Source organism: Paenibacillus sp. FSL P4-0113, from assembly GCF_038009305.1.
Taxonomy (GTDB): Bacteria; Bacillota; Bacilli; order Paenibacillales; family Paenibacillaceae; genus Paenibacillus; species Paenibacillus polymyxa_D.
Map to the genome: position 1 here is coordinate 2,580,850 of NZ_JBBPAZ010000001.1, position 12,561 is coordinate 2,593,410.

Genomic DNA, 12,561 nt, shown 5'->3' on the forward strand with positions numbered 1-12,561 from the left:
CAAAATTACCGACGGCAATAGTATAACACACAAAAGATCGGATTCGAACCGTAGTATAAGCATAACCGTCCCTGAATCTCATCCAATATCTTATAAATAAAATAAAAAATGCTTCTGTCTCCACGGTTGTCACCTGACAAAACACATGGACCAGAGCCATTTTCATGTTTTAAATTCGTTGAAATGCCGTGAGGACAAACGCGTTATTCAGTCGCAGCATTAATGTTCCGTATGCTTGTAAATGTCAGGAAGCCCCGACTCCTATCGGAATGAGATACATGCCCGCTTCATCATCCTGTTTGATTACGACCTCCACATCATAAACTGCCTGGATCAGTTCAGATGTAACGACCTCTGTAGGTGGGCCGTTCGCTATAATACGCCCTTCCTTCATGGCAATCATTACATCGCTATACCGAATAGCCTGATTGATATCATGCAGCACCATCACGATTGTCAGTCCATGTTCCTGGTTTAACTGCCGAATGAGCTCTAAAATTTCAAGCTGGTAGTACATATCCAAATAGGTAGTCGGCTCATCCAAAAATAAAATGGGCGTCCGCTGTGCCAAGGCCATTGCAATCCATACACGCTGCCGTTCTCCTCCTGAGAGTTGATCCAACGTGCGAGTTCTACGTTCGTTCAGGTTAGTACAGGCTATCGCCCACTCGATCGCCTCCTCATCCTCGTCACGCCTCGCTGTGAACATGTTCTTATGCGGCAACCTGCCGAAGCTAACGAGCTTTTCTACAGTCAAGTCGGAAGGTGCCTCATTCTGCTGATGAACTACCGCCAATTGACGGGCCAGCTCCTTGGGCTTGTAGTGGGCTATCTCCTTGCCGTCCAGAACCACTTGTCCCAAGCGAGGAACAGCATTGTTGGACATCACGCTGAGCAGCGTCGATTTGCCGCATCCGTTGGGACCGATAATGGTCGTAATCCGTCCCGACTCAATAACAGCATGAATAGCGTGCAGACGATCTGTTTTCCGATCATATGAGAAGGTTATATCCTTAATGTCCATAGGTGCGATCCGCCTTTCTGATCAGGAATATCAGGAACGGCCCGCCAATGACGGCCATAATAATAGAAGCCGGGATTTCATTGGGAGCAAGCACCGTCCGCCCCAGAGTATCCGCGAGCAGCAGCAGCAAGCCACCACATAAGGCTGAAAATGGAATCAACCACTTATGATCCGAGCCAACTAGGTAGCGGGCACAATGCGGAACGAGCAGGCCGATAAAGGCAATCACTCCTGCGATGGCTGTAGCCGTTGCTGCAAGCAGCACTGCAATCACAGAAATCAAAAGTCGTGCGCGCGTTACATTGAATCCCAGATTTTTAGCTGTTTTATCTTGAAGGGACAAGAAATTGCACCAAGAGAACACGAGCATGGCCAAAATTAGTCCAATCCCGCCATAGGTCACAATAACCTCGACATCTACCCATTTTTTCATAGACAAGGTTGAAGTAGTAACCTGGTTAATGCTGGTGACCGCATAACTGCCTCGATAATTAAATGACTGACCTAAACCAGAAAAAATGGCATTCACAGCTACCCCGATCAGAATGAGACGAATCGGATGCAAGCCGGATCTCCATGAAAATCCATAAACCATTAAACAAGCTATCGCACCGCCAATAAATGAAAAGAACGGCATCCAGAAATAAAGCATTGGAAAGACCGTCACCGCAATCAGCGAGATCAATGCTGCTCCCGAAGAAATGCCGATAACTCCGGCATCTGCCAGCGGGTTTTTCATAACAGCTTGCAGCAAGACACCCGCCACTGCAAGTGCTGCACCTGCCATAACGGCTACGATAATTCTCGGTAGTCTCAGGTCCTTGACCACATTCACCTGATCATCTGTACCTGTCCACAATCCGGTGACCAACTGACTCAAATCCACCTTGAGACTACCTGTCATCGCTGAATATAACATGACGCCGACGAGCAAGACCATTACAACAATAAGACTCCAACCTTTTTTGGACATGTCATCAGCCTCCTTTAATTCGAAGGATACAGCATTTTCATCAGCTCATCTAGCGCCGAGTTTGCCGCTAGATTCCCTGTTGTGCCAAACAACGGTTCAGGCAGATCATAGACATGCCCATTTTTCACAGCGTTGAAATGCTTCCAGATATCGTTGGTTTTGAACTCTTCATCGAACATTTTCACTACTTCATCCGGCATCCCGTGTGCAGCGCGCAAAATGATATCAGGGTTGGATTGCTGCAAGGCTTCGGTATTGTGGGCAATGAACTCCACCTTCTCGCCCTGAACCACATTTGTTCCGCCTGCAATTTTAACCAGATCCCCAATATAGGAATGCTCGGTAGCCACCAGATAGCTTCCCGGTACTCCCAGCAAAATCAATACTTTAGGAGATTTCTTCCCTTTGATCTTTTGTTGAATCTCAGTTACTTTGGCATCCAACGCTCCATTAATCTCTTTAGCCTTTTCGGCTTTGCCAAACGTGTCTCCCAGCTTTTGAATTTCTTTTTGCATATTCGCGAGACTTTCAAAATTCAAAAATTCGGCATTGATGTTCAAATCTTTAAATTTAGGCTCCAGATCATATTTCAGTGTCGTCACCGACAGTACATCCGTCGGCTTCAGTGACATCACTTTTTCCATGTCGGGACTCATCGGATTACCCACATCAGGCACATCCTTGTAACGGTCAGGCAGCACTTTCGTGCTTGTCGGCTTACCTGCCAAATCCAGGCCCAGCGCATCCGTGATTTCCGCAATGGCTACCGTAGTCGCCACAATACGAGGAGCTTGAGCTTTACCGTCAGACGACTTTCCGGTTGCATCAGATGTTGCCGCTGATTTCGAACCATCGCTCTGATTCTGTCCAGCCTGTCCTCCTCCCGAACATCCGGCCAGCAACAAGATCACGATGCCGATTAACATATACAAACAAAACGATCTTCCTTGAGCCCATGCTATATATCGTTTCATGAAAATCCAGTCACCTCAATTCAAAATATAGAACTGCATTAGGAACCCTAACTTTTCGGGTATCAGGATTTAGCAAAATTCGACTCCAGTCGCTCCAAAGTGCAATATATAGACGAACTAGACTGTTTGATCTACATATTGTTCACTAGAAGTCGCTTATTGGATTTTTGCAAATTCCTCGGGTATGTAAATGCTGACAAGTCTTGACGCCGAGGCACCAAGACTTGCTTGCATACAAACTTTGCTGTTATTCGGGCTTCATTGAGGTCACAACCTGAGGCTACTTCGCTTTCAGGCTTGCTTCATCAAATTGGAACTGAACTGTATACCAGTGATCATACGGCACTCCGCCAAGAACCAAGCCAGGCACAATAACGTGTGTGTAAGCACTGATTTTCTGGGACAAGTCCCCTACCTCGAATTGAACGACACGTGTATCGCCGGATGTCGAGATCACTTCTACATCTTTCAGGGTACCGTTTTGCTCCACTTGTAAAGTTGGCATCCAAGAACTATTTTTCAATGTCACTTGGATATAGCGCTTGTCTCCCTTTTCAATCAGTGTGGCTGGCTTGTCGAGATAACCGTCCATAACGGAAGCTTCACTCGTTTTGTCTTTAAATACGTTGTAATTAATCGTGTATTGCTTCTCGGAAGCCATTTGAACCGGTTGCTCAACTACTGGTTTGGTTTCAGCTACAGATGCAGTTGTTTCTGCTGCCTTGTCCGTAGAAGCTACTATCGGTTCAGTAGGGGTTACGGTTGTAGCTGTATTGACCCCCTCACCTTTAAGCGATGCACGGTCAAATTGAATCTGTCCGCCGAATTTCTCATTTAGAATGTATTTCTCAGGCAGATATACCTGTGTGTACACACTTAACTTCTTATCCAGATCAGGTACTTCGAACGCAATCGTGTGCGTGTCACCTTTAGTGTCCGAACCCATAATCATCGGATTGGCATAACGGCCTTCAAAATCCGTTTGGAATAGCTTCAAAGCCTGGTTGTCCGTAACGGTTACATGAGCCTGAACCTTGCCATTTTTCACAATCAACTTCGCTAGACTCTGCACAAAAGGAGCCACTAGAGAATCCTTGTCTGTTCCGTTCGCCAGTACACGGAAGTTCGCAGTGTACTCTCCATCGGCCAAGTTATTTTTCCCCTGTTCTACTTCGTCTGCTTTGGTTTCGTTGTGATAAGATACATTGCTGGTATCGAATTTAAATTCAAAATCATATACCTTTTCTACTCGATCCTCCGCCTTGAAAACCATCTGAGCGCTACTTGCCACTTTAGGAGCTTCGTAGACAACCAGTTGGCCTTTTACATTGCTCTTAAAGTCACTTACGCTAAAACGAACATGCTTCGTATTGCTTGCTGCATCTTCCTGGGTCACTTCTGCATCTCGGTAGTCCCCGCTTGCGTTGTCCCAAATACGCAGCGCCTTCACTTCATTGCTGTTTTGCAGCTTCAGACCTACAAACCGTTTGTCGCCTTCCACGACCAATTGCGCCGGTTCGTCAGTGATGAAGCGTTGAGCCTGTGAATCTGCTGCTGTTGAGCCATCTGACAAAACAATACTGAATTTCAAAGCATATTTACCATTGGCAAGCTTGTCAAAATCCAGTTTAATCATGGGATCAGCCGCCCCTGAAGAGGTAGGCTCAACAAAGCTTCGAATGGTAGCAGGCTCGAATTGGAACTGCACATCATACACGTGATCATATGGGATACCACTCAAATCCAATCCAGGTACGATGACATGCGTATTCACTGTCACTTTATCCGACAGATTTGGCACTTCAAATTGTACTGTTCTTGTATTTGCGGAGCTTGATTGATCGACAACCTGAGCCTCTGCACCATTTACTTTGAACGTTTTGATCCAGCTGCTCTTGTCCATTTTGATCTGAATGATATTTTTACCAGACTGTTTTAACAGTGTGGCTGGCTTTTGCATATATCCATCCATCACAGATATTTCATTGCTTCCGTTTTTGAGTACGGAGAAATCAATGCTGTATCTGCCATTTTCAACTGGGGTTGTGGTTCCGTTATCCGGTCCTTTAGCTGTAATGCTGCTGCGGTCAAATTGCAGACGAAGCTTATGATCCATCTCATAAACCCCACCTGGATAGGTCGTGCTCACATGTACCTGTGCATTCAGAATAGCGTCCAAATCCGCCACTTTGAATTTCACAACACGTGTATTAGCATTCCTGTCCTCACTAACGATATCTGCATCCGTAAGTGTCCCGCTTTGTTCTGTTTTAAACTCTGTCACGGTGGTGCTGTCTTTGATGGTAAAGGAGGCTTCATACTTGCCTTTTGATACCGTCAGTGTGGCCGGAGACAATAAATATTGCGCCATGGCCGATTTTTGATCTTTGATTGCGTGCAGCGCATCGAAGTTGATTGAATACGTTCCATCAGCTAAATTCTTTCCGGGCGTGCCTGGTGTGCCTGGCGTCCCAGGATCAACCGGGGTTGTTGCCGCTCCTAATTGAAGATCGACATCATAGGTTTCTACATAGTTCAGCTCAGGCCAGTTGATGCTTACCCATGCATTCAGTTTGGCAGGCACTTCCTTAACCTCAAATTCGATAACACGTGTATTCGCCGTTTGATCTTCACTTACTACGGTCGTGTTGGTCAATACTCCATTTTGTTCTACTTTAAAGCCGTCAATTTGTTTGCTGTTTTTCAAAGTGAACTGTACATATTTCTTGCCTTTACGTTCAACCAGAGTACCCGGTTTTTCTGTATATCCATCCATCATAGACTTTTCACTTGAACCGTCTTTTAACAGCGTGAAGTCCAGATTTGACGTTACTGGAGTTGAACCGTTGTCCGTTCCCGAGATACTGTTTTTATCGAACTGAAGCCGAAGTTTATGGTCCATCTCATAAACCCCACCTGGATAGGTCGTGCTCACATGTACCTGCGCATTCAAAATCGCGTCCAAATCCGCTACTTTGAATTTCACAATACGTGTATTGGCGGTCTTGTCCACACTTACAATATCTGCATCCGTCAACGTTCCATTTTGTTCAGTTTTGAATTCCGTCACTGTAGTGCTGTCTTTAATGGTGAAGGAAACTTCTTTTTGTCCCTTCGCTACCGTCAAAGTTGCCGGAGACAACAGATACTGTGCCATGGCTGATGGCTGATCTTTTGTGGCGTGCAGGGTATTAAAATTAATAGAATACGTTCCATCCGCCAAATCTGATGGGGCGGGTGCAGAAGACATCTGAAGATCTACATTATAAGTATGCACGTAGCCCAGCTCAGGCCAGTTGATGCTCACCCATGCGTTGAGCTTGGCAGGCAGTTCTTTCACTTCAAACTCGATCACTCGTGTATTCGCAGTTTGATCTTCACTTACAACAGAAGTGTCGGTTAACACCCCATTTTGCTCTACCTTAAAACCATCAATCTGTTTGCTGTTCTTTAATGTGAACTGGGCATATTGTTTACCTCCACGCTCAATTAGTGAGCCTGGTTTCTCCGTATACCCATCCATCATAGACTTTTCATTGGTTCCATCTTTCAAAAGGGTAAAGTCCAAATCAGAAAGTTTTTCTCCTGCATTAGGAGGCGTCACCGGTGGTGTTACAGGTGGAACCGTTGGATTCTCCGTTGAGTTTTTAAGTCTCAAGCTGGAAGGATCAAACTCAATCCATTCCTTCACTGAACGATCTGGATCGGTATCTACATACCACGGAGAACTGCTATTAAATCCAAACTCCGTATTTACATTTTGATGAAAATCATAAACATCGAAGCTTACAGTCCCGGAAGCTTTCCCAGAATCCACCTCTATTTTTGCGGGAACTGTTTCCCCGTTTTGTTCTACTAAAAATTTCGATAGCCCTTGAGTTTCCGCAAACTTAAATGAAAAATGGTATTTTCCATCCTTAATGATCAAATCTCCAGGATAGGTATAGTTTGTTTTGAAACTCGAATCTCTGGTGTTACCGCTGACTGTCTTTCTTAAAGGTTTGTAATCAATCAGGTATTCTCCATCTGCATAGGTCGCATCTGTGGTAGTTACAGCATTGGTAGGCTCAGCATATGTGCTAGGTACTTCTACCGGCATCTCATAAGTAGCATAAGTAGCACTAGTGACTGTAGTGCTTGAATCGGGCAAATTTTGGGAAGTGGAATCAACTTCAGGGGTTGCTCCTACGTATGGTGAAAATAAAGAAAACAACATTAGAATAGCAGCGAATGTCGTAATGTATTTGTTAAATCGGCTTTTCAAGGTGATGTATCCCCCTACTTAAAATATACTCATTTGGGGCATTGAAAGTAAGCTCCAAATGAGTATTCAATTCAAAATTATATTTTCAAAAAGAAGCCTTAGATATCGCTGTCGTCGAATTGGAATTGAACAACATAGTCGTGATCGTACGGAATACCACCAGTGTATTCTGCAGGCACACTTACATGCAGTTTAACGTTCAATTTTTGAGACGGGCTAGTTACAGGGAATTCGACTATTCTTGTATCCCCTGATGTGCTTACCACAGTCGCATTCACATACTGACCGTTTTGTTGAGTTTTGAATTCAGTAACCCATGCACTCTTGGTAATAGCTACTCTCACTTTATATTGACCATTCGTAACAATCAGTGTGGCTGGTTTTTTCACATAACCATTTGTATCCATGTAAGATGGCTGAGTGGTTCCATCTTTATAAACGGTATAAGGCAATTGATACGTTCCATTAGGCAAAGCCGCATTCGCCTTATTGGCAGAAAATGGGGCCAGTACCACAAAAACAAGCGCTGCCATCAGTACAGTAAGCATTACTTTTTTCAAAGACAATTTTTCCATACGATTCATAATCATGTTCATGTTCTTAATCTCCTTTACGTTTTATTTTTGGATTATATTTCGTCGAATTGCAGTTGTACATCATACTTGCCTGTGTAGCCGATTACTGGGATTGTGATTTCAGCGTAAGCATTCACTTTTGCATTCAGATCAGCAACCTCGAATTCCACTACACGAGTGTTGCTAGCAGTATCTGTGCTCACTACAGTCGCATCTTGCAGTACGCCATTTTGCTCTACTTTGAACGTTGTAATCAGATTGCTGCTTTTCACAGTCAGACGAACGACATTTTTGCCGTTAGCTACCGTAACCTGAGCAGGCTTCGTCAGGTAGCTATCCAATCGAGAAGTCTCATTGGTTTGATCCTTCAGAACGGTGTAGTCTACGTTGTACGTGCCGTCGGCTGCTGCCGCTTTAGCTGAGAATGGAGCAACAAGTGCAAAAACAAGCGCTGTCATGATCAATGCTACGAATACCTTCTTAAAAGAAAATTGCTCAAAGCGATTCATTACCATATTCATATCTACACACACTCCTCCATTTTTTATGCTTGAATTTGTGTTGATTTTATGAACGATAGAGATGGCTTGAATTTACTTCTTGGAAGATTTAGTTGATTTTGCTGACTGGACGGCTGCTACTTTTTTGGCACTTTTGGAATCAAAAGCGAAGCGGATCGTATAGTCATGATCGTAGTTATACGCAGGGACAGTAACATGGATTTTAGAGATTAGCGGGCTGTTCACACTCGTAATTGGAAATTGTACGGTGCGGGTATCGGTTTTGGCATCCTTATGGATGACCTTGGTATCGATGATTTTGCCTTTGTAATCTACTTTAAACCCGGTTGTCCATTCGCTATGATTCAGCTTAATTTGCATGGTCATATGACCTTTTTTCACATACAACTTAGCTGGTTTTTCAAAATAATCATTAGCCATGGACACCGAGTCATTTTCTGCCTTGAGGATATTGTATTTGAGCGTGTATGTACCATCCGCCAATTTTGGAGAAGCCGTAGCGGCTCCTACAGATGACGAAGTTGGCCAAAAGCTCAGCACACTCACCAGCAGAAACACAGCAATAATTGCAGAATACCCCTTCTTCATTTTGACAGCAGTCCCTCCCCACGAGAATAAACTAATTGATTATCATTCTCAATTGATAATTTAAAAAAATAGCTCTTTTCGAGCTTGTCTCCCCACCTCCCTATTCCATAATTTCGCAAAATAAAGTAAACCCATCACCAATATATCTTACACTTTTCGAAAATGTCAATATGTATTTGCGTGTACATAATCCCTTGATATATGCTATTTTTTAAGAAAAATTTGTGGTTCCTTCTTCTTTAATTCGAATATATCCCTTTTATTTTTAGTTCAAAATTTATTTAAAAATTTTGTTTTTTTAATTGACATTGCCCAGTGATATTCATTATCATTCTCTTATATATAATTGAAAATGATTATCATTATTGTTTAACTCGAAAATTGCAGGAGGAATAACATGAAATCTTATATGTTGTGGTCGTCCGCAGTGCTTTTATTGGCAGTTACCGGATGTAGTAATGGTGCCCCGACCACAGATCATAAACCAACCAGTGCCTCCGTATCTGCCACTTCTGGCACGACAAGCAGTGCAGCCATCCAAGTTACTGATTTTTCAAAACGGACGTTGGCGTTTCAAAAGGTTCCTCAACATATCGTTGCGCTCAGCAATGGCGATCTGGATATTATATACGCATTGGGCGGGACAGCCGTAGGAAGACCCAACTCCAATGGACCTGTCGTCGTACCTGCTGCTGAGAACGTTCAGCAAATAGGCTCCACTCATGAAGTAGATTTGGAGAAAATTACGATGCTCAAACCGGATGTCGTGCTAGGCAATTATCCTATGAATGAAAAAGACATTCCAGCCATTGAAGGAGTAGGTTCACAGCTGCTGCTGACTAGTGCCAATTCAGTTCAGGATATCCAGACACAAATTACACTGTTCGGACAATTACTACAAAAGCAAGCCGGGGCCGTAAAGCTGAACCAGCAAATTGACCAACAAGTAACCAAGCTACAAAAGGAAACCGCTTCTGCCTCCAAACCGAAGGTGTTGCTCGTCTACGGAGCCCCGGCTACGTACATGGCGGCACTGCCGAATTCACTGAGTGGAAACATTCTGGAAGCTGCGGGTGGCTCTAACATCGCCGCTGATTTTCCGGGCCTGCAAAATTTCCCGCAATATGCGCAGCTGAACACAGAACGCATCATACAGGCTGACCCTGACTACATCTTCATCATGACTCATGGCAATACAGAAGATGTTAAAGCTGCATTTATAAAGGAAATGCAGGAAAATGCAGCTTGGAACGGAATCCGAGCAGTTAAAAACAATCAGGTCGAGGTTTTACCTTCAGATCTGTTCGGTACGAATCCGGGCACACGGGTCACTAAAGCGCTGGATTTGATGCATCAAAAGCTGTATCCGGCGAAATAGGCGATGGCGATGAACAAACTACAGCGCGCCAGAAGACGCACCATCGCCTGGATTACCCTTCCGATTCTACTGCTGGCCGTCTCTGTGTACGGTCTAGCCTACGGTTCGGTGTCGATTCCACTTCAAGAAATCAATCATGTTTTGCTACATAATGATGAATCTACATATCGCACGATCCTGATGGATCTCCGGCTACCCAGAGTATTAGTAGGTTTACTGGTAGGAGCTTGTCTTGCAGCTTCCGGAGCCCTTCTTCAAGGTGTCATGAAAAATCCATTGGCTGACCCTGGCATTATTGGTGTATCGGCTGGAGGTGGACTTGCCGCCGTCATTACGATGGTGATGCTTCCCCAGCTTAGCTACCTTCTTCCGATAACCGCCTTTTTGGGAGCCTTTCTGAGCGCAATCGTCATTTATCTGCTGGCTTGGGACCGAGGGGCGTCGCCTGTCAAAATTGTGCTGGCTGGCGTTGCGATCAATGCGCTGCTGGGCGCACTCACCAACGGCGTAATGGTCATGTTCAGCGACCGCGTACAGGCCGTTCTTCCTTGGCTATCCGGCGGATTAAACGGAAGAAGCTGGCATCATCTGGAGTTCATGGCGCCTTACGCCATCATTGGATTAATCGCCTCTTTCTTTGCGATTAAACCTGCTAATTTACTGCTACTGGGCGACGATTCAGCACAGCTGCTGGGCCAGCGAGTAGAGCTTCAACGTATGCTCATTATCCTGCTTTCTGCCCTGCTGGCCGGTACAGCAGTCAGTGTAGCCGGGTTGATCGGCTTTGTAGGACTGGTCGTTCCCCATGTCATACGGCTGCTAATCGGGGAAGATTATCGTTTCCTCCTTCCCCTTTCCATTGTGGGCGGCGGAACGCTGGTTGTTCTCGCAGATACGGTGGCGCGATCCTGGTTTGACCCGATTGAACTGCCTGTAGGTATTTTGCTGGCCGTCATTGGGGCACCGTTCTTCTTAATCTTACTCAAGAAACGGGGGAATTTCGGATGACAGCCATTCAGGGTGAGCATATCTCCTTACAACGTGGGTATTTCAAGCTGGTCGATGTGAATATCACCTTGCCTGCTGGTCAGCTCACCGCGATCGTCGGGCCGAACGGTTCAGGCAAATCCACGCTTTTGCGGATTATGACCCGGTTGCTCAAGCAGGATCAGGGTCAGGTTTCCGTATTGGGCAAGCCCGTGCAGGAATACAAGCGGCGTGATTTTGCCCAGACGATTACAATGCTACCGCAAATGAAGGATATGCTGCCGTTATTGACGGTCCGCGAGCTGGTCGCTTACGGAAGATCTCCTCATGCCAAGGGCTTGAAGGTACGCTATACCGGACAGGACCAGCAAATCGTGGACCATGTCATGAAGATCACGGGTATCCAGCCCTATGCGGATCGGATGTTCCATACTCTATCGGGAGGTGAACAACAAAAAGCGCGAATTGCAATGGCCTTGGCCCAACAAACGGGTATTCTTTTGCTCGATGAACCGACCACTTTTCTGGATATCGCCCACCAATTTGAAGTTATGGATATGCTGCGGCGTATCAATCACGAGTCCGGCTTGACGATTGTTATGGTACTACATGATTTGCAGCAAGCTGCGGCCTATTGTCATCATATGATTGCGCTTAAAAAGGGACGAATCGCCGTTGTCGGCGAACCCCATGAGATTTTGACGTCTGCTTTTCTTCGCGACATTTATGAAATGAACGCTACCATCAAATTTGAGGATGGCTATCCGGTTATTATACCGACCATACCACATCATTCAGGAGGAATTTAATATGGTTATCGTAACAAATACATCTAAAATCACACCGGGCAATGCACATCTACTCATCGAAAGATTTAACAAAGAAGGAAAAGTTGAAAAAATGGAAGGCTTTCTCGGTCTGGAAGTGCTGCTGACTGAAAACACGGAGGATTATGAGGAAGTAACGATCAGTACACGATGGAAAGAAAAAGAGAACTTCCAAGGCTGGACGAAAAGCGAAGCTTTCCGCGAATCCCATAGCCATCGTCAAATTCCGGACTATATTATTGAAAATAAAATCACGTTCTATGAAGTTAAAATCGTTCGTCATCCCATCGCCAACAGCGATTCCTCTTTGGCAAGTGATTCCGAAGCAGTTTAACCCTGCATTATAGCTAAAAACCAAAAAAGGCGGCTCGGCAGGCAAAGTTAATTGTCCGCCGAGCCGCTTTGTTTATCAGGATTTTGCAAAATCCTCTTATATAAGGATGATGTCGA

The 12,561-nt window shown here is 44.9% G+C and carries 11 protein-coding genes; 4 read left to right on the forward strand and 7 right to left on the reverse strand.

The genetic code is table 11. The annotated features are described in order from the left end of the window. Window positions 1-244 precede the first annotated feature (244 nt). The 7 genes from MKX46_RS11045 to isdC form a co-directional block, all read right to left on the reverse strand. The gene (locus tag MKX46_RS11045) at window positions 245-1,024 is read right to left on the reverse strand and encodes an ABC transporter ATP-binding protein (protein ID WP_318628071.1); all 780 of its coding nucleotides are present in this window, start codon (window positions 1,022-1,024) and stop codon (window positions 245-247) included. After that, window positions 1,014-1,997 (reverse strand): FecCD family ABC transporter permease, encoded by a 984-nt coding sequence (locus tag MKX46_RS11050; protein WP_039273670.1) that lies wholly within the window; start codon window positions 1,995-1,997, stop codon window positions 1,014-1,016. The genes MKX46_RS11045 and MKX46_RS11050 overlap by 11 nt, the downstream gene beginning before the upstream one ends. 14 nt (window positions 1,998-2,011) lie before the next feature. Then, window positions 2,012-2,971: a heme ABC transporter substrate-binding protein IsdE gene (gene isdE, locus MKX46_RS11055; protein ID WP_165149420.1), complete on the reverse strand. Its 960-nt coding sequence runs from the start codon at window positions 2,969-2,971 to the stop codon at window positions 2,012-2,014. 280 nt (window positions 2,972-3,251) lie between these two features. Next, window positions 3,252-7,235: an NEAT domain-containing protein gene (locus MKX46_RS11060; RefSeq protein WP_318628072.1), complete on the reverse strand. Its 3,984-nt coding sequence runs from the start codon at window positions 7,233-7,235 to the stop codon at window positions 3,252-3,254. A gap of 98 nt (window positions 7,236-7,333) precedes the next feature. Next, a complete protein-coding gene (locus MKX46_RS11065) occupies window positions 7,334-7,831 on the reverse strand; it encodes an NEAT domain-containing protein (RefSeq protein ID WP_039273678.1) in 498 nt (165 codons plus the stop codon). Window positions 7,832-7,863: 32 nt separating this feature from the next. Continuing rightward, a complete protein-coding gene (locus MKX46_RS11070; RefSeq protein WP_029519187.1) occupies window positions 7,864-8,331 on the reverse strand; it encodes an NEAT domain-containing protein in 468 nt (155 codons plus the stop codon). Window positions 8,332-8,403: 72 nt separating this feature from the next. Further along, window positions 8,404-8,919: a heme uptake protein IsdC gene (isdC, locus tag MKX46_RS11075; protein WP_029519188.1), complete on the reverse strand. Its 516-nt coding sequence runs from the start codon at window positions 8,917-8,919 to the stop codon at window positions 8,404-8,406. Window positions 8,920-9,316: 397 nt separating this feature from the next. On the opposite strand from isdC, the gene MKX46_RS11080 reads away from it, so the two are divergent. From MKX46_RS11080 to isdG, 4 genes are read left to right on the forward strand one after another with little or no spacing between them, the layout of a single operon-like run. Continuing rightward, entirely contained in the window at window positions 9,317-10,297 is a 981-nt protein-coding gene (locus MKX46_RS11080; protein ID WP_069012155.1) for an ABC transporter substrate-binding protein, read from the forward strand. Window positions 10,298-10,306: 9 nt separating this feature from the next. Further along, window positions 10,307-11,305, forward strand: coding sequence for a FecCD family ABC transporter permease (locus MKX46_RS11085; RefSeq protein ID WP_176715747.1), 999 nt, complete (start codon window positions 10,307-10,309; stop codon window positions 11,303-11,305). After that, window positions 11,302-12,093, forward strand: a complete 792-nt coding sequence (locus MKX46_RS11090) for an ABC transporter ATP-binding protein (RefSeq protein ID WP_069012157.1) — start codon at window positions 11,302-11,304, stop codon at window positions 12,091-12,093. The genes MKX46_RS11085 and MKX46_RS11090 overlap by 4 nt, the downstream gene beginning before the upstream one ends. 1 nt (window position 12,094) lies before the next feature. Beyond that, window positions 12,095-12,445: a heme oxygenase gene (isdG, locus tag MKX46_RS11095; protein WP_029519194.1), complete on the forward strand. Its 351-nt coding sequence runs from the start codon at window positions 12,095-12,097 to the stop codon at window positions 12,443-12,445. Window positions 12,446-12,561 lie beyond the last annotated feature (116 nt).